Below are 20,203 nucleotides of genomic sequence, written 5' to 3' on the forward strand. Positions count from 1 at the left end.
GGAATTATCGGTGCCACCCAAGGAAGCCAGCGCTAATTGGCCTCATTTCCGTCCTCGAGCAATTGGAACTTGCCAACGGAGGAGTTCGCCCCGCCGTGCCACCAATTGAACCGCTAGAAGTGCGGTGCACCGAACACATCCCGGAAATAAATTTCACCGCTTACATAGGCAACTAGTTTCCCGTTCTGAAAGTCGCTTACTTCGGCATGTGTGAGAGACTTCTTTCCAAGCCAGTAAACATGCGCGTCTTGACCAGGATTGATGTCCCGGCCTCGTTGTGGCTCGCCACTCAGGACGGGCTGATCACCGGGACGGCTGAATGCCCCTTTGATCGAGTAGCTAATTTCTTTTGCCGGCGTGTTGCCGGAGTTTTTGACAGTTACTTCGACCATCGGCACCCGGTTACCGCCGAACGATAGAGTGAGATTTGGCGTTGTCGACAAGTACGGTCTCAGTTGCAGTTGCATGTTCTCGCGTGACAGATCAATTGCAGCGAAGGCTGCCGTAGCGCCGCGTTCGGCTTCCTTGGTAGCGTCTCTTGTGGCACGCAACGTCTGTTTAAGGAGCCAAACAGCCCAAATGCTTACGATGAGAGCAACCACGCCGGATACCGCCATGATCCATTGTGGAATCGTATCGCCCCAGGGAATGCTGCTCGACCAATCTAGTTCCTCTTCCAACTGATCGGATTCGTCAACGCGGGTTTCGTAATCATGCGGGGCGTCGCGAGCTTCAGCATTCGGAGTTGGCTCGATGAGCCGGAGAGTTCCTTGGGTTTCAGCAGCCGATTGATCGGGGGAGTGGCGATGGTCTTCCTTTGGGGATGATTCTTGCTGAAGTTGTAAGTCTGGCGCGGCGACTTGAGGCCATGCTGACATTGGCAACATTAGAACGCCGATTGCCGTGAGCGCCAAGAGTACGGTGCTAGTGTTTACCACTGTTTCATCCTCCCCCGGATCGATGCCGCACTAAGAATGTGTCCGAAAAAATACACGACAGTCGCTTTAAAGATAATTGAAATACACGGTGTGATTGCACCCGTCTGTTCGGCACCAGATTTCTTGCTGGTGGTATCGCGGGCATTCCGAAGCCGGTACCTTGCGGATGCGGTGCCACCTCGTATGGCGGGAGCAAATCTCGCAATCGCCTCGGTTCCGGCATATATCCCCTTTACCTATGTAGTGGAGCGGCGGTTGAAGATGCTCTATAAAGATCAGCTTGCGAACACTGGGTTTGGCGGGCGGCTTGAAGATACTACGCAGGATTATCGCGCTTACTCGAAATTGGCGCATCGTTCCACCGGTCGGCGCCCCACCGGCTGCTGCGGCAATTGTGTGCGAGCGGTGGGCAACAATTGTTAGATGGATCAAATCGAATTGCGAAATTGAATGGGCCGTTGATTTGATTTCTGTTCCTGGGCTGTGGCCAGCCGCCGTGGTGCTCTTTGTGGGGTATTTCGTGGTCTTATTACTTAAGAACCGAACTCTTATGAATCGCCTGAAGCCGAGGCTGACAATTGGCGCAAACGGCTACGGTACGATCATCGCGACGCGCGAGAAAATGGGGGGCGCTGGAAGGCCCCTTGTTACAACGACGGGATCTGCGTTTCCCGCCACCGTGAACAAGGTAGAGAACATTGGTGCTAGTAAGACAGATCACGAGGTAGTTTTTATCCGGGCCATTGTGTCGGCTTGCGGAACGGAGACTGTAAGCGACTGTCGAGTATATTTAGTGGCACTATGTAAGATATCTTCTAATGGTAGTGTGGAACCTTCGGCCCTTACTGATCCTATTCAGCTGCCGTGGTATCCATCGAACCATTGTGCCGAGAACATTCACCCTGACCTGATCAAGTATGCAGCCGTCTTGCGGATTCCGTCGCACACCAACATTCCGGAGATTGCTGGAGATTATCCGTTGGTACTCAGCGGATTCTTCAATGAGAGCGCAGAGTATGAGTTGGGCCTACATGTGACAGGTAACAACGCATCTGCGAAGGCGACTATTGTCGTAACCTGGGCCGGTGATACAGACTCGCTTACGGTGAAGGAGAAAGGTGATGTTGCAGGACAAGGAATTAAGCCTAGAAGAAGCTCGCAAACTGGGTCAAATGGGGGAGTTCGTCCGGGATCACCCTTCGATTGGCGATGAGGATGTGTTCGATGCCCTGCTCGGTGCTATGGCTTCGGGAAAGCCTGCACCAGTAGATCAAACATCAGATGAGGCTGCTTCCGAAGATTGAAGCGGAATTCGAACTCCGCGAGATAGCTCGACAGATGCTTGTCTGACACCCAGATGTAGGTTCCCTCGACACCGCGCTTGAGCGCCGCCCAGAACGACTCGATGGTGTTCGTATGGACCGGACCTCGCACGTATTCCTTAGCGGCATGATTGACGACGCCGTGGCGATAACCCCTTGAGGAGAGCAGGACGAAAGAGCCAGCCTGATCGGTGGCGACGCGCGTGCCCTGCTTGACCCATTCGGTGATATGCGGCGTGACCGTATTCCGGCTGCGGTTGGGGATGACGCGGGTGATGATATCACCGCCGCGTTCGACCATGCCGAGTACGATGTACTTGTCGTCCTGACCCTGTTCGTCCCTACCTCCGATGAAGACCTTATCGACTTCAACGATCTTCTGGCCGCCCAGCATGGCGTCGCCATCGACCCAGCCCATGTACTTGCGGATCTCGTGGCCTATGCGCCACGCGGTCTTGTAGGTCACGCCCAACTGGCGCTCCAGCTCCTTGGCGGAGACGCCGTTGCGGGTCGTGGTGAAGAGGTACATGGCATAGAACCACTTCTGGAGCGGGGTGCGTGTCCGAGCGAATGGGGTGCCTGCCATCGGGTGGATATGATGCCCACACCATTGGCATTCCCAAGCCGGTTCCTTGCGGATGCGATGAAACTTGGTGTGGCGCGAACACTTTGGGCAATCACCCTCGGTGCCGTAGCGGACCAGCATCAGGTGCTCCAGGCACGCCTCATCGGTAGGGAAGCGATTGAAGAAGTCCTGAATGGTGAATTGCTTGGCCATATCCTGTTCCTTTCGACACCTTGGATATGGGAATTCACACTACATAGGTCAAGGGGATATATGCCTCGGTTCCCCGGACATGAACAAATATCGAACATGGTTTGTTCTCCCCGTTCCGGCCGTCCCAGAAGAGGGCTATTGCCAACAAGAACAAATCATGTACATTGTCCGTGTTTGCATCCCGCCGGGTGCTGTGGAATAAGAAGGAGAGAGGCATGTCCTCCACCCCACTCCGTCTCGTTGAAGCAGGCAGCATGGACAAGAAGAAAGCACTGGATGCGGCGCTGAGCCAGATCGAGCGTGCCTTTGGCAAGGGCTCGGTCATGAAGCTCGGACAGCGCGAGACGGTCAAGCTTCCGTCGATCTCGACGGGCTCGATCGGGCTCGACATCGCGCTCGGCATCGGTGGCCTGCCGACCGGCCGGATCATCGAGGTTTACGGCCCGGAAAGCTCGGGCAAGACGACGCTGACCCTGCACGCGGTCGCGGAATGCCAGAAGGGCGGCGGGACCTGTGCCTTCATCGACGCGGAACACGCGCTCGATCCCGGCTATGCCCGCAAGCTCGGCGTCGATGTCAGCGAACTGCTGATCTCGCAGCCCGATACCGGCGAGCAGGCGCTCGAGATCGCCGACACCCTGGTCCGTTCCGGCGCCGTCGACATGGTGGTCGTCGATTCGGTCGCCGCCCTGGTGCCGCAGGCCGAGCTCGAGGGCGAGATGGGCGACACCCATGTCGGTCTCCAGGCGCGCCTGATGAGCCAGGCGCTGCGCAAGCTCACCGCCTCGATCTCGCGCTCGAAATGCATGGTCATCTTCATCAACCAGATCCGCATGAAGATCGGCGTCATGTTCGGCAGCCCGGAGACCACGACCGGCGGCAACGCGCTGAAGTTCTACGCCTCCGTGCGGCTCGACATCCGGCGTATCGGGGCGATCAAGAATCGCGACGACGTGGTCGGCAACCAGACCCGGGTCAAGGTCGTCAAGAACAAGGTGGCGCCGCCCTTCAAGGTGGTCGAGTTCGACATCATGTACGGCGAAGGCATCTCCAAGTCGGGCGAACTGCTCGATCTGGGCGTCAAGGCCGAGGTGGTCGAGAAATCCGGCTCCTGGTTCTCCTACGGCGATCTGCGGATCGGCCAGGGGCGGGAGCAGGCGCGCGCCTTTCTCAAGGAGAACCCGGCGGTCGCCGACGAGATCGAGGAGAAGATCCGCCGCAATGCCGGCCTGATCGCCGAACTGATCGACGAGGGACCGGACGCGGATTCGGACGAGGCCGACGCCGCCGAGGGCTGACGGCGCCGGACAGGCCATCCCGGACCGGGAGGCGCCGCGCGGGTTTCCGCGCGGCGTTTGCCGTTGTCCGGACGGCCGCCGCGTTCGTGCGGGCTTGGCTTTCGCCGGGACGCTATGCTAGTGAGCCGGGCCGGGCGTCGGCTCTGGACGCGGAAGTGGGAAGATCGAAGGGTTCGAGATGATCAGCGGAAACGAGATACGCCGGACGTTCCTCGACTATTTTGCCGCCAACGGGCACGAGCCCGTGGCCTCGTCGCCGCTGGTGCCGCACAACGATCCGACCCTGATGTTCACCAATGCCGGCATGGTGCAGTTCAAGAACGTCTTCACCGGCGTCGAGCAGCGCCCCTACAAGCGGGCCGCGACCTCGCAGAAATGCGTGCGCGCCGGCGGCAAGCACAACGATCTCGACAATGTCGGCTATACCGCGCGCCACCACACCTTCTTCGAGATGCTCGGCAACTTCTCGTTCGGCGACTATTTCAAGGAGCGGGCGATCGAGCTCGCCTGGAACCTGATCACCGACGAGTTCGGGCTTTCGAAGGACCGGCTCTGCGTCACCGTCTATCACGAGGATGACGAGGCCCACGACCTCTGGCGCCGGATCGCCGGCCTGCCGGAGGAACGGATCATCCGGATCGCGACCTCCGACAATTTCTGGGCGATGGGCGATACCGGTCCCTGCGGCCCGTGCTCCGAGATCTTCTACGACCATGGCGACCATATCCCGGGCGGCCCGCCGGGCAGCCCGGACGAGGACGGCGACCGCTTCGTCGAGATCTGGAACCTCGTCTTCATGCAGTACGAGCAGCAGAGCGCCGACAGGCGCGTCGACCTGCCGCGGCCGTCGATCGACACCGGCATGGGGCTCGAGCGGATCGCGGCGATCCTCCAGGGCAAGCACGACAATTACGACACCGACCTGCTGCGCAAGCTGATCGAGGCCTCGGCCGAGGCGATCGGCGTCGATCCGGACGGCGAGGGCCGGATTTCGCACCGGGTCATCGCCGATCACCTGCGCGCCTCGTCCTTCCTGATCGCCGACGGCGTGCTGCCGTCGAACGAGGGCCGCGGCTACGTGCTGCGCCGGATCATGCGGCGCGCCATGCGGCATGCCGAGATGCTGGGCGCGGAGGAACCGCTGCTCCATCGCCTCGTGCCGACGCTGGTCGGCATGATGGGCCAGGCCTTCCCCGAACTCGGCCGCGCCGAGCCGCTGATCCGCGAGACCCTGAAGCTCGAGGAGAACAACTTCAAGCGCACGCTGGCGCGCGGCCTCCGGCTGCTTGAGGACGAACTGGAGCGCCTCGGCGACAGCGCGGCGCTGCCTGGCGAGGTCGCTTTCAAGCTCTACGACACCTACGGCTTCCCGCTCGACCTGACCCAGGACGCGCTGCGTGCCCGTGGCCGCGGCGTCGATGTCGACGGCTTCAACGCGGCGATGGCGCGCCAGAAGGCGGAGGCGCGGAAGTCCTGGGCCGGCTCCGGCGAGCAGGCGACCGAGGCGGTCTGGTTCGACTTGCGCGACCAGGTCGGGGCCAGCGAGTTTCTCGGCTACGCGACGGAACGCGCCGAGGGCGAGGTCGTCGCCATTGTCCGTGACGGGGCCCCGGTCGAGCGGCTGGAAGCGGGCGAGAGCGGCGCGCTGATCCTCAACCAGACGCCGTTCTACGGCGAAAGTGGCGGTCAGGTCGGCGATACCGGGCGCATTGCCGGCCCGGGCGGCGTCCGCTTCATCGTCGAGGACACCCAGAAGCGGGCCGCCGACCTGCATGTCCATACCGGCCGGATGGAGAAGGGCGCGATCGCCGTCGGCGACGCGCTCACGCTCACCGTCGATGGCGAGCGCCGCAACCGGATCCGGGCCAATCACTCGGTCACCCACCTGCTACACAAGGCGCTCCGCGAGACCCTTGGCGAGCATGTGACGCAGAAGGGCTCGCTGGTCGCCGACGACCGCCTGCGCTTCGATTTCAGCCACCCGAAGGCGCTCACCGAGGACGAGATCGCCGCCGTCGAGGCGGCCGTCAACGGCGTGATCCGCAGCAACGGCGCGGTCGCGACCACGCTGATGCGGCCGGACGAGGCGGTCGAGGCCGGCGCGCTCGCCCTGTTCGGCGAGAAGTACGGCGAGGAAGTGCGCGTCGTCGCCATGGGGCGCGGGACCGACCGGCCCTATTCGGTCGAGCTTTGCGGCGGCATCCATGTTCGCCGGACCGGCGATATCGCGCTCTTCAAGATCATCTCGGAAGGCGCGGTCGCGGCCGGTGTCCGCCGTATCGAGGCGGTGACCGGCGAGGCGGCGCGGCAATACATGCTGTCGCAGGAAATCCGCCTGCGCGAGGCCGCCTCGGCCCTCCGCGCGGCGCCGGCCGACGTGCCGGGACGGGTGGTGCAACTCATCGAGGAACGCAAGCGGCTGGAGCGCGAGCTGATGGAGGCGCGCAAGGCGCTGGCCACCGGAGGCGGCAAGGGCGGCATCGAGGTCCGCGAGATCGAGGGCGTGCGCTATGCCAGCCGCAAGCTCGACAACGTGCCGCCGAAGGACCTGCGCGGCATCGTCGATCAGAGCAAGAAGGATATCGGCAGCGGCGTCGTTGCCCTGGTCTCGGTCAGCGACGGCAAGGCGGCCCTGGTCGTCGGCGTGACCGACGATCTCCTGTCGCGCTGCGACGCCCGCATCCTGGTGCGCGCCGGTTCCGCCGCGCTCGGCGGCAAGGGCGGCGGCGGCCGGCCGGAGTTCGCCCAGGCCGGCGGCCCGGACGGCGCGGCGGCCGAGGCGGCGCTCGCCGCTATCGCCGAGGCGATCGTCGCCCCCCAGGCCGCCTGACGGCCGTCACCTTCCCGCCGACCGGAAACGAAACGGGCCCGCCGGCTGCAGCCGGCGGGCCCGATCCATTCCTGCCCGGTGACGGGCGGCGGCGGGCTCAGTTGTAGCCCATCGCCTTCCGGAAGTTCGTGTCGATCGCGTCGAGGAACTTGTTGGTGGTCAGCCAGGGCTGGTCCGGGCCGATCAGGATCGCCAGGTCCTTGGTCATCTGCCCGCCCTCGACGGTGGCGATGCAGGTCGCCTCGAGCGTCTTCGCGAAGTTCGTGAGCTCCTCGTTGTCGTCAAGCTTGCCGCGATGCATCAGGCCGCGCGTCCAGGCGAAGATCGAGGCGATCGGGTTGGTCGAGGTTTCCTTGCCTTCCTGGTGCAGGCGGTAATGGCGGGTGACGGTGCCGTGCGCCGCCTCGGCCTCGACCGTCTGGCCGTCCGGCGTCATGAGCACCGAGGTCATCAGGCCGAGCGAGCCGAAGCCCTGGGCCACGGTGTCGGACTGCACGTCGCCGTCGTAGTTCTTGCAGGCCCAGACGAAACCGCCCGACCATTTCATCGCGCAGGCGACCATGTCGTCGATCAGGCGATGCTCGTAGGTGATCCCGGCCTTGGCGTACTTGTCGGCGAACTCCTCGTCGAAGATCTTCTGGAACAGGTCGCGGAACTGTCCGTCATAGGCCTTCAGGATGGTGTTCTTGGTCGACAGGTAGACCGGGTAGTTGCGCAGCAGGCCGTAATTCATCGACGCGCGGGCGAAATCCCGGATGGAATCGTCGAGGTTGTACATGCCCATCGCGACGCCCGAGCCCGGGAAGTCGTAGACGTCGTAATTGACCGGCTCGCCGCCGTCCTCGGGCGTGTAGGTCATGGTCAGCTTGCCCTTGCCGGGCACGCGGAAGTTCACGCAGCGATACTGGTCGCCGAAGGCGTGGCGGCCGATGATGATCGGCTGCGTCCAGCCGGGCACCAGCCGCGGCACGTTCTGGCAGATGATCGGCTCGCGGAAGATGGTGCCGCCCAGGATGTTGCGGATCGTGCCGTTCGGGGACTTCCACATTTCCTTGAGCTTGAATTCCTTGACCCGGTCCTCGTCGGGCGTGATCGTCGCGCACTTGACGCCGACGCCGTATTTCTTGATCGCCTCGGCCGCGTCGACCGTGATCTGGTCGTTGGTCGCGTCACGCGCCTCGACCCCGAGGTCGTAATATTCGAGATCGACGTCCAGGTAGGGAAGGATCAGCTTGTCCTTGATGAAGGCCCAGATGATGCGGGTCATTTCGTCCCCGTCGAGTTCGACGACGGGGTTCCGGACTTTGATCTTGCTCATTCAGAGGTTCCTCGCGGGAATGGCGGCGTGACAAAGGGTTGCCGCAAAATAGCAAAGACGGGGGCGGGCGCAAGGGCGCAGGATTCCGCGCCGCGCAAGTTTCCGGACGGCGGAACGCCCGGTTACAGGCGCGCCGGCCGGTCGGCGACGGTTGGCGGCATGGCTTTCTCGATCGCCGGGATCACCTCGTCCACGTCGTCGACCACGGTGAACAGCCGGCGGACGGCGACACTGGCGAAGTCCTCCGCTACGATGGCGTCGATCAGATTGAGCAGGGGGCGCCAGTATCCGTCCTGGTTGACCAGCACGATCGGCTTGTCATGAAGGGACAGCTGTCGCCAGGTGATCATCTCGAACGCCTCGTCGAGCGTGCCCAGCCCGCCGGGCAGGATCACGAAGGCGTCGGCGCTCTCGAACATCCGGTGCTTGCGCTCATGCATGCTGTCGACGACCTCGAGTTTCGTCAAATTAGCGTGACCGACTTCGCTTGCGGCGAGATGTCCCGGTATGATGCCGAACACTTCACCGCCGGCGGCGAGCGCGGCGTCAGCGGCGACGCCCATCAGCCCGACATGGCCGCCGCCGTAGACGAGGCGGATGCCGCGTTCGCCGACCAGACGCCCGAGCCGCTGGGCCGCGCGGCGGAGAGACTGGTTCCTCGGTTGTCGGGAACCGCAATAGACACAAAGTGAGGTTAGCGTCGCCATGATTGCTATGCTTCGTTTCCTGGTTCCACAAATCCGGCGCCGGTTTCTCGCGATCCCGGTCGCGGCACTGGTTGCGATCACGATTGCCGCGGCCGGATCGGCGGTGGCCGGTCCGGCTGACGTCGTCGCGGTCACTGTCGAGAAGACCGGGCCGGAAGTATACCGGTTTCGGGTCACCGTGCGACATGACGACAGCGGCTGGGATCATTATGCCAATAGGTGGGAGGTGCTCGACATGCAAGGAAATCTGCTCGGGCAGCGGGTCCTGATGCATCCCCATGTCGACGAGCAACCCTTTACCCGGAGCGGCATGATCAGCGTGCCGATGGACGTCAAGCGGGTGCGCGTCCGCGCTCACGACCTGAAGGACGGTTACGGCGGCGCCGAGGTCACCGTCGAACTGGACGCGCCGTGAGCGGCGGCGGGCGGCGCTCGCGGCACGGTGTCGCGGCCGGGCTGGGCCTGCTGGCCGGGTTCGCGTTCTTCGCCTGGGCCGGAGCCGCGACGGCGGCCGACGAGGATGCGGTTGCCCGCGGCCGCTACCTGGCAAACGCCGGCGGCTGTCTCGGCTGCCACACGAACTACGCCGGGAACGGCGCGCCCTACGCCGGGGGAAGGGCGCTCGCGACGCCGTTCGGTACCTTCTACAGCCCCAACCTGACGCCCGATCCCGCGACCGGCCTCGGCGGCTGGACGGCGGATCGATTCGTGCGTGCGCTGACCCATGGCCGGCGGGCCGACGGCGCCGCCTATTTCCCGGTCTTTCCGTTCACCAGCTACGCCCGGATGCGGCCCGGGGACGCGCACGACATCTTCGCCTATTTCCAGAGCCTCGAGCCGGTCGAGAACAGCGTGCCCGACCATGACGTCGGCTTCCCGTTCTCGATCCGCGCGCTGCAGCGGGTCTGGCAGTGGCTGTTCCTCGATGCCGAGACGTTCGTGGACGATCCGGCGCGCTCGGCCGAATGGAACCGGGGCGCCTACCTGGTCCAGGCGCTCGCCCATTGCGGGGAATGCCACACGCCGCGCAATGCCTTCGGCGCGCCGCAATGGGACAAGGGGCTGATCGGCACGCCCGACGGGCCGGACGGCGAGCGGGTGCCCAACATCACCCCGGATCCGGCGACCGGCATCGGCGACTGGTCGGAGGCCGATATCGCCTCGTTCCTGGAAAGCGGACTGAAGCCGAATTACGACGACGTCCAGGGCAGCATGAAGGAGGCGATCCGCGACGGGCTCAAGGAACTGAACAAGGCCGACCGGACGGCGATCGCCGTCTATCTGAAGTCGTTGCCACCGGTCGAGAACAGGGTCCCGCGCAAGACGCAATGAGCCGCCGGGCTTCCTTGCCAGATTGGCGCGGCCCGTCATAGTCTAGCGGAACAGTTCTCAACCGGATCGGCCGCCGTGCGCAAAGTCATTCCCGCCCTTCTCGTCGTGTTGCTGGTCGCCATCCTCGCCGGCGCGGCGTTCTATTACTGGTTCGGGCGCGAGGACAGCCCCTCCCTGGCCGACAATGCCACGGAGACTGCCGCCGGCGAGGCCCCCGGCGGAACGGCAACGACCGGCAAACCGGCCGGAGAGGCATCCTCCGGCGGCACTGACGGCGAAACGACCGCCAACGAGGGTGCCGGCGCGGACAAGCCGGCCGCCGGGGCCAGTGCCAGCGCCCCGATCGTCGAATCCGCCGGCACGCCCGCCAAAACAGGAACGGAAACGAAGGTCGAAGCGCTGGCTGAAACCGTCAGCGAGGCCGCCAGCAAGGCGGGCGCGCTGGTCGGCAAGGCGGCCAGGAACGCCAGCGAAGCGGTCGAGGAGGCGACCAGGGAAGCGGTCGAGACCATCGAGAAGTTGGCCGACGAGGCGCGCGGCACCACCGGGACGGTTGCCGGCGGGTTGGGAACGCCTGCGAAACCGGCCGGCGAGACGGATTCCGCCCCGGCGACGCCAGCCGTTCCCGGGCAGGCCATCGCCTCGGCGGCCGACCAGGCGACGGATGCCGCGAAGGCGGCGGGGCCATCCGCGCCCGAGCCGGTGGCCGGAGGGCAGACCAAACAGGGTGGACAGGCCGAAACCGGCGGGCAGGCCGTCGCCGCCCTGCCGCAGGGCGGGGCGGATGCCGCCGATAAGGCCGCCGGCAAGGCCGCGGCTCCCTCGGAAGAAGGTGCGGCTCCCGGTGATGATTCCGCGGTGCCCGGCCCGAGCTTCGATATCGTCCGTGTCGAGCAGAATTGCGAGGCCCTGTTCGCCGGCCGCGCCGCGCCGGGCGCGACGGTCACCATCGAAAGCGACGGCACGGTGATCGGCACGATTGTCGCTGACGGTCGCGGCGAATGGGTCTTCCTGCCGCCCGAGCCGCTGCCCGCCGGAACCCATGTCTTCTCGCTCCGGTCGACGGTCGACGGCGCTGCGACAGGCGCGTCGGCGGAAACCGTGACCATCCTGGTGCCCGATTGCGCCGGCAAGGGCGGGGTCGAGGCGCCGGAAACGGCGATCGCGGTGCTGACCCCCAACGCAGGCGACGCGCCGTCGAAACTGCTGCAGGGGCCGCCACCGTCCGGCGATCGGTCGAAGGCCCGGGCGCTGGCGCTCGGTGCGGTCGATTACGACGAGGAAGGGCAGGTCGCGCTTTCCGGTACCGCCGAACCCGGCAACCTGGTGCGCGTCTACATCGACAACAGGCTGGTCGGCGAGGCCCTTGTCGATGCCGAGGGGCGCTGGCGGCTGCGGCCGGACGGCATGGTCGAACCGGGCGTCCATGACCTCAGGCTCGACCAGATCGGCAAGTCCGGCGAAGAGGCCGACACCGTGGTCTCGCGCATCAACCTGCCGTTCAAGCGGGCCGAGCCCGGCGAGATCAGGCTCGCGGTCGGCGAGACCAATCTCCGGGTCGTCGTCCAGCCCGGCAACAGCCTGTGGCGGCTCGCCCGGCGGTTCTACGGCAGCGGCGTCCGCTACACCGTCATCTACCAGGCCAACGACCGCCAGATCAGCGATCCCGACCTGATCTATCCCGGCCAGATCTTCACCGTGCCGAAGGACAAGGCGGCCGGCAACGGCTAGGCGGACGGGCGTTTCCGGAACTGGAAGCATGCCGGTCACGTTGTCGGCGATATCGTTGTAAATCATTGCGATAGCCGTGTAACTTGACAACGCGCATCATCCCGGGGTCGGGCGCCGAGGGCCCGGGCAGGTGATGCCGGGATACCGGAACAGACAGGCTAGGGCAGGTGTCAGCAAGCAGCGGCGAGATAACCGACGACGAGAAGGGCAAGGCGCACGGCCGCACCCTCCGGACGTTGATCACCTATCTCTGGCCGCCCGGGCGGACGGACCTGAAGGCACGTGTCGTCATCGCGATGGCTTTCCTGGTCGCCGCCAAGGTCGTCACCGTCTATGTCCCGTTCCTGCTCAAGGACGCGGTCGACATCCTGGCCGGCGAACGGGCGGTGGCGATCGTCGTCCCGGTGGCGCTGCTGCTCGCCTACGGTGTCGGCCGGGTCGCGATGCAGGCCTTCGGCGAGCTTCGCGATGCGGTTTTCGCCAAGGTCGGCCAGCATGCGATCCGCACGGTCGCGCTCGAAACCTTCCGCCATCTCCATGCTTTGTCGCTGCGCTTTCACCTGGAACGGCAGACCGGCGGGCTCAGCCGGGCGATCGAGCGCGGCACCAAGGGCATCGAGTTCCTGCTCCGCTTCTCGCTGTTCAACGTCCTGCCGACCGTGCTCGAGATCGGCTTCGTCTGCATCATCCTGCTGGTGCGCTACGACGTCGCCTTCGCGGCGATCACGCTGGTCACGGTGGTTGCCTATATCGCCTTCACCCTGCTGATCACCGACTGGCGGATCAAGTATCGCCGCTCGATGAACCGGGCCGACAGCGACGCCAACACGAAGGCGATCGACAGCCTGCTGAACTACGAGACAGTGAAGTATTTCGGCAACGAGGCCCACGAAGCGCGCCGCTTCGACAAGGCGATCGCGGCTTACGAGAAGGCCGCCGTCAACAGCCAGACCTCACTCGCCGCGCTGAATATCGGCCAGGGCGTGATCATCGCCTTCGGCCAGGTCAGCGTGCTCTACCTCGCGGCGCGCGGCATCGTCGACGGCAGTCTCACCATCGGCGACTTCTTCCTAGTCAACGCCTTCCTGATGCAGCTCTACATGCCGCTCAACTTCCTCGGCTTCGTCTATCGGGAGATCAAGCAGAGCCTGGTCGACATGGAGAAGATGTTCGACCTGCTGGCGATCGGCGAGGAGATCTCGGACCCGCCGGAAGCCGGCCCGCTCGCCGCCGGACCGGGCGAGGTCCGTTTCGAGCATGTCTCCTTCGGCTATGAAAGCCGCCGGCCGATCCTGAAGGACATCTCCTTCGTCGTCCCGGCCGGCGCCAAGGTGGCGATCGTCGGCCCGTCCGGTGCCGGCAAGTCGACGATCTCGCGGATCCTGTTCCGCTTCTATGACGTGCAGGACGGCCGGGTCACCATCGACGGGCAGGATATCCGTGACGTCACGCAGCAGAGCGTGCGGGCCGCGGTCGGCATCGTTCCGCAGGATACCGTGCTCTTCAACGACACGATCCGCTACAACATCCGCTATGGCCGGCCGGCCGCCGACGACGCGGCCGTTGCGGAGGCCGCCCGCATGGCCCATATCGAGGGCTTCATCGAGTCGCTGCCGGACGGCTTCGAGACCATGGTCGGCGAACGCGGGCTGAAGCTTTCCGGGGGCGAGAAACAACGGGTGGCGATCGCCCGGACGATCCTGAAGGATCCGCGCATCCTGTTGCTCGACGAGGCGACCTCGGCGCTCGACAGCGCCACCGAGAGGGAGATCCAGGCCAATCTTCTGGAGGTTTCACGGAACCGGACGACGCTGGTGATCGCCCACCGGCTCTCGACCGTGGTCGACGCCGACGAGATCCTCGTGCTCGACGCCGGCCGGATCGTCGAGCGCGGCCGCCATGACGCGCTGCTCGCCCTCGACGGCCAGTATGCGGCGATGTGGCGGCGCCAGCAGCAGGCGGCCGACATCCAGAAGCAGCTTCGCGAATATCGAGAAACCTTCGGCGTCGCGCCGCCGCTGGAACAGGGCGTTAACAATCCGGCCGATGGCGACTAGATTGGCGCATTTCAGTAATCGGAAAACCTGATGGAAACCTTGCAGTCCGTAATGACCCCGATCCACCGCGAAGGCCATCGCTTCATCGCGATATTTGCCGCCGTCACGGTCGTTCTGTTCCTGATCGCGGCCCCGCTCGGCTGGCTCGGTGTCCTGCTGACGCTCTGGTGCGTCTATTTCTTCCGCAATCCCGATCGCCACGTCCCGACCCGGGAGGGGTTGATCGTCAGCCCGGCGGACGGCGTCGTGCAGCTGATCGAGCGCGCCGTGCCGCCGCCCGAGCTCGACATGGGCAGCGACCCACGCATGCGGATCAGCATTTTCCTGAATGTCTTCAACGTGCATGTGAACCGGGTGCCCGCCGATGGCCGCATCACGCGCACGGTCTATCGCCCCGGCCGCTTCCTGAACGCCATGAAGGAGAAGGCGTCTGAGGACAACGAGCGGCAGTCGGTGCGGATGACGACCGCCGATGGCCATGACATCGCCTTCGTGCAGATCGCCGGGCTGGTGGCGCGACGGATCGTCTGCGACCTCGACGAGGGCCAGTCGGTGCGCGCCGGCGAGCGCTTCGGCCTGATCCGTTTCGGCAGCCGGACCGACATCTATCTCGACGACGGCATGGTGCCGCTGGTCGCCGTGGGGCAGACCACGATCGGCGGCGAGACCGTGCTCGTCGACAGCCAGACGGGAGATGTCGCGGCCCGCGGCGCGGAGGTCCGCTAGATGGTCCGGGCCAACCGGCGGCGCCTGCGCGACCTGCCGGTCAATTCGCTGATCCCGAACATCCTGACGGTGATGGCGCTCTGCGCCGGCCTGACGGCGATGCGACTGGCGCTGCAGGACCGCTGGCAGGAAGCGGTGGCGGCGATCCTGATCGCCGGCCTGCTCGACGGCCTCGACGGTCGTGTCGCGCGGCTGCTGAAGGGCACCAGCAAGTTCGGCGCCGAGCTCGATTCACTTTCTGACTTCGTCTGTTTCGGCGTCGCGCCGGCCTTTACCCTCTATCTCTGGACGCTGTCCGACCTGGCCGGGATCGGCTGGACGGTGACGCTGGCCCTTACCGTCTGCTGCGGTCTCCGGCTCGCCCGCTTCAACACCGCCCTGGAGGGCACGGTCCAGCCGCACTGGACGGTCAATTTCTTCACCGGGGTGGCCTCGCCGGCCGGCGCGGCGATGGCGACGCTGCCAATGATGCTGAGCTTCTATTCCGGCCTGGAGTTCCTGCGGAATCCCGTATTCGTGGCCTTCTGGGCACTCGGCGTGGCCTTCCTGATGGTCAGCCAGATCCCGACCTTCTCGTTCAAGCGGGTCAGGGTCCGGCGCCAGTACATCATGCCGGTGCTGCTGCTGGTCGGCCTGCTGACGGCGCTGCTGGTCAGCTATCCGTGGATCCTGATCTCGTTCGTCGTGATCGTCTACCTGTTCTCGCTGCCGCTCAGCATGCGGCAGCACCGGCGCCTGTCGCGCACCCATCCGCCGGATGAGGCGGGTGATGCGGACTGTGACGACGATGCCGCCGAGGAAGGCGAGGCGGACCGGCCGACCTGAGGATCTGCCCGGCTATTCCGCCGGCGCGCTCGAAGCCTCGCCCGCATTTCCGGCACGCTCTGCTCGACGGGCCGCGCGCCGCGCCCGGCGCCGGTTCGAGGCGTCCTGAATCCGGACACCGAGCGCCAGCAGGCAGGGCGTCAGGATCAGCGTCAGCACGGTCGCGAAGGTGAGGCCGAAGGCGACCGCGGTCGAGAGCTGCACCCACCATTGCGAGGACGGCGCGCCGACCGTGACCTCGCGGGTGATGAAGTCGATGTTGGTCTGGAAGACCATCGGCACCAGGCCGAAGATCGTCGTCACCGTGGTCAGCATCACCGGGCGCAGGCGCTGGGCACCGGTCCGGATGACCGCCTCGATACCCGGCATGCCGCCCTTGACCATGTAGGCGAAGGTATCGATCAGCACGATGTTGTTGTTGACCACGATGCCGGCGAGCGCGATCACCCCGACCCCGGTCATGACGATACCGAAGGGCTGGCCGGTGATGATCAGGCCGACGAAGACGCCGATCGTCGACATGATGACGGCGGTCAGGATCAGGAAGGCGCGGTAGAAGCTGTTGAACTGGGTGACCAGGATGATCGCCATCACGAACAGCGCGACCCCGAAAGCCTTCATCAGGAAGGCGCCGGCCTTCTTCTGCTCCTCGTCCTCGCCCTTGAAGCTGTAGCTGACATTCGGATCGATCGGGACGCCGGAAAGCCAGTCGGAGATCTCCCGGACCTTGTCGTCGATGAGGATGCCGGGCGCGACGTTGGCCTGGACCGTCAGCATTTCGCGCAAATCCACGCGGTTGATCGTGCCGACCTTCGGCTGCGCGGTGCGAACGACGAAATTGGACAGCGGCACCGGTCCGGCCGAGGTCGGCACGCGCAGCATGTCGAGCTGGTTGACGGAGCGGTCGGCCTCCGGGAACCGGGCCCGGATCTCGACCTCGTCGTCGGTGTCGTCGGGCCTGATCTCGTCCAGCTTGTAGCCGTTGGTGACAAGCTGGATCATGACGCCGATCGAGGCGATGTCGGTGCCGAAACGGCCGGCGTTGGCCCGGTCGACCGACATCTGCCATTCGACGCCGGGGACCGGGCGGCTGTCCTCGATATCGAGCAGCCCGGAGACATTCCGCTCCAAGTGCTGGCGGATCATCTCGGCGACCGGGGCGAGGGCGGCGCGATCCCGCGAGGTGAGCTGGATCTGGATGTCCTTGCCGGTCGGCGGGCCATTGTCGGGCTTGCGTGCCTCGACCTCGATACCGGCGATTCCGGCCGTGCGCTCGCGGATATCGCTCAGCACCACATCGGCCGGACGTCGCTCGGTCCAGTCCTTGAACTCGACCTGGATGGTGCCGATCACGTCCTCGGATACGTCCTGTCCCTGGCCGGCGCTTCCGGTCCGCGCATAGACATGGTCGAAATCGTCGAGTTCCAGCACCCGGGCCTCGACCTCCTGGACCAGACGATCCTTTTCGACGGTCGAGAGATTGCCGCGCGCATGGACATGGATGATCGCCTGCTCCGGCTCGACGTCGGGGAAGAACTCGACCCCGTTGCCATGCATCGCGTAGTAGGCCTGCACCCCGATCAGCGTGGCGAAGGCGACCGCGACGACCTTGAGCGGATGGCGGACGAGGACGCTGAGCAACCGGGCATAGGCGCCGGTGAAGCCCCTGATCTGTGTCACGTCGCCATGCTCGGCGGCGGCCAGCGCCTTCATCGTCTCCTGGTTGCCGGCGCCGGCCTTGCCGATCAGCGAGCCGAGCGTCGGCACGAAGATCAGCGCCATCAGCAGCGATCCCGACAGCGTCAGGATCAGCGTGATCGGCAGGAACTTCATGAACTCGCCGACCACGTCGGGCCAGAACAGCAGCGGCATGAAGGCGGCCAGCGTGGTTGCCGTCGAGGCGATGATCGGCCAGGCCATCCGCTTGGCGGCGATCGAGTAGGCCTCGCGCCGGTCCAGCCCCTCTGTCATCTTGCGGTCGGCGAACTCGGTGACCACGATGGCCCCGTCGACCAGCATGCCGACCGCCAGGATCAGCGCGAACAGCACGACGATATTGATCGTCATGCCGAAGATGTAGAGGTAGAGAATCCCGATCAGGAACGAGCCCGGGATGGCGATGCCGACCAGCGCGGCCGACCGCAGGCCGAGCGCCGCGACGACGACGATCATGACCAGCAGGATCGCGCTCAGCACGTTGTTCTGCAGGTCGCGCAGCATGTTGGCGATGTCGTCCGATTTGTCCTGGCTGAAGCTGACGCGGACATTCGCCGGCCAGTTCGCCTGTTCCTCGGCGACCAGCGCCCGGACCTGGGCGATTGTCTCGATGATGTTCTGGCCGAGCCGTTTCTTGACCTCGATGGCGATCGCCTGCTCGCCGTCGAGCCGGGCGAAGGTCGTCGCGTCCTTGAAGGTGCGGCGCACGGTCGAGACATCGGCGAGAGTGACGACGCTGTCGCCGCTCACCTTGACCGGCAGTTCGAGAACGTCGCGGGCCGTCTTGATCAGTCCCGGAACCTTGATCGGGAAGCGTCCGGCGCCGGCATCGAGTTCGCCGGCCGAAACCAGCCGGTTGTTCAGGTCGACCGCTTGGTAAAGTTCGCCGGCGCTGATGTTGTAGCTTTCGAGCTTCTGCGGGTCGATGATGACCTCGACCACTTCCTCGCGGTCGCCGACGATGTCCGCCTCGAGTACCGGCGGCAGTCCCTCGATCGAATCGCGAAGTTCGCGCGACAGGCGCGACAACGTGCGGTAGGGCAGGTCGCCGGAGAGCGTCACCACGAGCACCGGGAAGAGGCCGACATTGACCTCGTTGACGGTCGGGTCGTCGGTTTCGTCGGGCAACTCGGTCTTGGCGATATCGACCTTCTCGCGCACGTCGTCGAGCGCGGCGTCGGAATCGAAGCCGGCCTCGAACTCCAGCACCACCGAGGCCGAGCCCTGGCGCGCGGTCGAGCGCATCTCCTTGACGCCCTCGATGGAGCGGAGCTCCTGTTCCATCGGCCGGACCAGAAGGCGCACCGCGTCTTCCGGCGAGATCCCGTCATGCGTCATCGAGACGTAGATGATCGGGATGTTGATGTCCGGGTCGGATTCCTTCGGAATCGAGATATAGGCGATGGTGCCCGCGATCAGGATCAGCACAAGCGTCGCGATGATCGTTCGCGAGCGTTCGATTGCCGCGTCGATCAGTGCATTCATGACGTCTCGCCCTTCGGCTCCTGCGTCAGCTCGGCCGCATCGACCGGCTTGACCTTCTGACCCTCGCCGACGAATTCCTGGCCGACCGTGATGACCCGGACCCGGTCGGGCAGCCCGGTTATCCAGACACCCTTGGTGGTGTCGGAAATGATCCGGGTCGGGAGGAAGTGGACGATGTCCTCGTCATCGACGATGCGCACGCCGATCACGCCGTCGTCGTTGAGGGTGAGGACCGCGGGGCTGACGAAATGCGCCTTCACCTCGCCGACCGGGAAGCTGATCGTCGCGGTGACGCCGGATCTGAGCGTCCGTTCGGGGTTCGCGACCTCGAGTTCGACCCGGAACGTCCGTGTCGTCTCCTCGGCGCGCTTGGAGATGAAGCGGACCGTGCCTTCGGCCGTCTCGCCGCTCACCAGCCGGGCGACACCGGGCGTGCCCTGCGTGAGCGCGCGGACATCGGTTTCGTTGACGTAGCCGACGACCAGGAACGGGTCCTCGTCGATGACCGTGGCGACCTTGTTGCCGACATCGAGGAAATCCCCGATATCGGCGCTGCGTTCCTCGACGAAGCCGTCGAAGGGCGCGCGGATGGTCAGGTGGTCGAGGTTGACTTCCCAGAGCGCGATATCGGCCTTGGCCGAGTCGTAGGCGGCCTGCGCCTGGGCGACCGTCGTTTCGGCGGCGAATCCCTTCTTGCTGAGCGACGAGGCGGCCTTGAGCTTGATTTCCATTTCGGCCAGTCCGGCGCGCGCCTTGGCCAGCCGCGCCTCATGATCCTCGACCGCGAGGCGCACCAGGATGTCGCCTTTCTTGACCCGCTGGCCGCGCTCGACCTTGACCGCGACGACACGTCCGGCACCTTCCGCCTTCACATCGACCGACCGCAGGGCCTCGGTGCGGCCGCGCACGGTGACGTCGATGGAACGGGTTTCCGCCGCCAGTTCGGCGACGCGCACGAGGGTGAGGGGCTTCTCCGTCGCCGCCTCGTCGGCCGACGAGGCTTCCTCGTCCGCGCCGATTGCGACATTGGCCTGGGCGGCCGGCCTCTCGTCGCCGGTAAAGCGGTCGATCTGGCCGGACAGGATCCAGCCGGCGACAACGACGGCAAGCAGCAATGCAATGATAACGGAACGGTTCACG

General features: G+C 65.1%; 15 protein-coding genes. 9 read left to right on the forward strand and 6 right to left on the reverse strand.

Features of this window, described 5'->3' with window-relative positions; genetic code table 11:
* Positions 1-113: 113 nt before the first annotated feature.
* Complete coding sequence (locus OCH7691_RS23070; protein ID WP_176245192.1) at positions 114-938, reverse strand: DUF8453 domain-containing protein; 825 nt, start codon at positions 936-938, stop codon at positions 114-116.
* 307 nt (positions 939-1,245) lie between these two features.
* Here OCH7691_RS23070 and OCH7691_RS23075 point away from each other — a divergent pair, with 307 nt between their 5' ends.
* A complete protein-coding gene (locus OCH7691_RS23075) occupies positions 1,246-2,151 on the forward strand; it encodes a hypothetical protein (protein ID WP_139839829.1) in 906 nt (301 codons plus the stop codon).
* 26 nt (positions 2,152-2,177) lie between these two features.
* Here the strand turns inward: OCH7691_RS23075 and OCH7691_RS20820 are convergent, their stop codons facing one another.
* Entirely contained in the window at positions 2,178-3,038 is an 861-nt protein-coding gene (locus OCH7691_RS20820; protein ID WP_085885544.1) for an IS1595 family transposase, read from the reverse strand.
* Between the two features lie 215 nt (positions 3,039-3,253).
* On the opposite strand from OCH7691_RS20820, the gene recA reads away from it, so the two are divergent.
* Positions 3,254-4,336, forward strand: a complete 1,083-nt coding sequence (gene recA, locus OCH7691_RS20825; RefSeq protein ID WP_085885545.1) for a recombinase RecA — start codon at positions 3,254-3,256, stop codon at positions 4,334-4,336.
* 178 nt (positions 4,337-4,514) lie between these two features.
* Positions 4,515-7,166 (forward strand): alanine--tRNA ligase, encoded by a 2,652-nt coding sequence (alaS, locus tag OCH7691_RS20830; RefSeq protein WP_085885546.1) that lies wholly within the window; start codon positions 4,515-4,517, stop codon positions 7,164-7,166.
* Positions 7,167-7,263: 97 nt separating this feature from the next.
* Here the strand turns inward: alaS and OCH7691_RS20835 are convergent, their stop codons facing one another.
* Both OCH7691_RS20835 and OCH7691_RS20840 read right to left on the reverse strand, forming a co-directional pair.
* On the reverse strand, positions 7,264-8,484 hold the full coding sequence (locus OCH7691_RS20835) for an NADP-dependent isocitrate dehydrogenase (RefSeq protein WP_085885547.1): 1,221 nt from the start codon (positions 8,482-8,484) through the stop codon (positions 7,264-7,266).
* Positions 8,485-8,606: 122 nt separating this feature from the next.
* The gene (locus tag OCH7691_RS20840) at positions 8,607-9,191 is read right to left on the reverse strand and encodes an LOG family protein (protein ID WP_085885548.1); all 585 of its coding nucleotides are present in this window, start codon (positions 9,189-9,191) and stop codon (positions 8,607-8,609) included.
* Between OCH7691_RS20840 and OCH7691_RS20845 the strand changes: the two genes are divergently transcribed.
* The 6 genes from OCH7691_RS20845 (at position 9,190) to OCH7691_RS20870 (ending at position 15,862) form a co-directional block, all read left to right on the forward strand.
* Positions 9,190-9,606 carry a hypothetical protein gene (locus tag OCH7691_RS20845; RefSeq protein WP_217808182.1) on the forward strand — a complete coding sequence of 139 codons (417 nt, stop codon included), beginning with the start codon at positions 9,190-9,192 and terminating at the stop codon, positions 9,604-9,606. The two genes, OCH7691_RS20840 and OCH7691_RS20845, sit on opposite strands and share 2 nt — an antisense overlap.
* Positions 9,603-10,523, forward strand: coding sequence for a c-type cytochrome (locus OCH7691_RS20850; RefSeq protein WP_085885550.1), 921 nt, complete (start codon positions 9,603-9,605; stop codon positions 10,521-10,523). Before OCH7691_RS20845 ends, OCH7691_RS20850 begins: the two co-directional genes overlap by 4 nt.
* A 75-nt stretch (positions 10,524-10,598) precedes the next feature.
* A complete protein-coding gene (locus OCH7691_RS20855) occupies positions 10,599-12,254 on the forward strand; it encodes a LysM peptidoglycan-binding domain-containing protein (RefSeq protein ID WP_085885551.1) in 1,656 nt (551 codons plus the stop codon).
* Between the two features lie 167 nt (positions 12,255-12,421).
* Positions 12,422-14,311 carry an ABCB family ABC transporter ATP-binding protein/permease gene (locus OCH7691_RS20860; RefSeq protein WP_245826626.1) on the forward strand — a complete coding sequence of 630 codons (1,890 nt, stop codon included), beginning with the start codon at positions 12,422-12,424 and terminating at the stop codon, positions 14,309-14,311.
* A gap of 30 nt (positions 14,312-14,341) precedes the next feature.
* Positions 14,342-15,037 carry a phosphatidylserine decarboxylase gene (locus tag OCH7691_RS20865; RefSeq protein WP_085885552.1) on the forward strand — a complete coding sequence of 232 codons (696 nt, stop codon included), beginning with the start codon at positions 14,342-14,344 and terminating at the stop codon, positions 15,035-15,037.
* The gene (locus OCH7691_RS20870) at positions 15,038-15,862 is read left to right on the forward strand and encodes a CDP-alcohol phosphatidyltransferase family protein (protein ID WP_085885553.1); all 825 of its coding nucleotides are present in this window, start codon (positions 15,038-15,040) and stop codon (positions 15,860-15,862) included.
* Between the two features lie 12 nt (positions 15,863-15,874).
* Here OCH7691_RS20870 and OCH7691_RS20875 read toward each other — a convergent pair whose 3' ends face one another.
* Positions 15,875-19,063 carry an efflux RND transporter permease subunit gene (locus OCH7691_RS20875; RefSeq protein ID WP_085885554.1) on the reverse strand — a complete coding sequence of 1,063 codons (3,189 nt, stop codon included), beginning with the start codon at positions 19,061-19,063 and terminating at the stop codon, positions 15,875-15,877.
* Positions 19,060-20,202 carry an efflux RND transporter periplasmic adaptor subunit gene (locus OCH7691_RS20880; RefSeq protein WP_085885555.1) on the reverse strand — a complete coding sequence of 381 codons (1,143 nt, stop codon included), beginning with the start codon at positions 20,200-20,202 and terminating at the stop codon, positions 19,060-19,062. Before OCH7691_RS20880 ends, OCH7691_RS20875 begins: the two co-directional genes overlap by 4 nt.
* Position 20,203 lies beyond the last annotated feature (1 nt).

It is taken from the genome of Oceanibacterium hippocampi (genome assembly GCF_900172325.1).
Lineage (GTDB): Bacteria > Pseudomonadota > Alphaproteobacteria > Sneathiellales > Sneathiellaceae > Oceanibacterium > Oceanibacterium hippocampi.

Excerpts from the sequence above, each read along its gene's own strand:
- OCH7691_RS20835 (WP_085885547.1), bottom strand. The coding sequence starts at position 8,484 with ATGAGCAAGATCAAAGTCCGGAACCCCGTCGTCGAACTCGACGGGGAC.
- recA (WP_085885545.1), top strand. The coding sequence starts at position 3,254 with ATGTCCTCCACCCCACTCCGTCTCGTTGAAGCAGGCAGCATGGACAAG.
- OCH7691_RS20820 (WP_085885544.1), bottom strand. The coding sequence starts at position 3,038 with ATGGCCAAGCAATTCACCATTCAGGACTTCTTCAATCGCTTCCCTACC.
- OCH7691_RS20840 (WP_085885548.1), bottom strand. The coding sequence starts at position 9,191 with ATGGCGACGCTAACCTCACTTTGTGTCTATTGCGGTTCCCGACAACCG.
- alaS (WP_085885546.1), top strand. The coding sequence starts at position 4,515 with ATGATCAGCGGAAACGAGATACGCCGGACGTTCCTCGACTATTTTGCC.
- OCH7691_RS20865 (WP_085885552.1), top strand. The coding sequence starts at position 14,342 with ATGGAAACCTTGCAGTCCGTAATGACCCCGATCCACCGCGAAGGCCAT.
- OCH7691_RS20870 (WP_085885553.1), top strand. The coding sequence starts at position 15,038 with ATGGTCCGGGCCAACCGGCGGCGCCTGCGCGACCTGCCGGTCAATTCG.
- OCH7691_RS20875 (WP_085885554.1), bottom strand. The coding sequence starts at position 19,063 with ATGAATGCACTGATCGACGCGGCAATCGAACGCTCGCGAACGATCATC.
- OCH7691_RS20845 (WP_217808182.1), top strand. The coding sequence starts at position 9,190 with ATGATTGCTATGCTTCGTTTCCTGGTTCCACAAATCCGGCGCCGGTTT.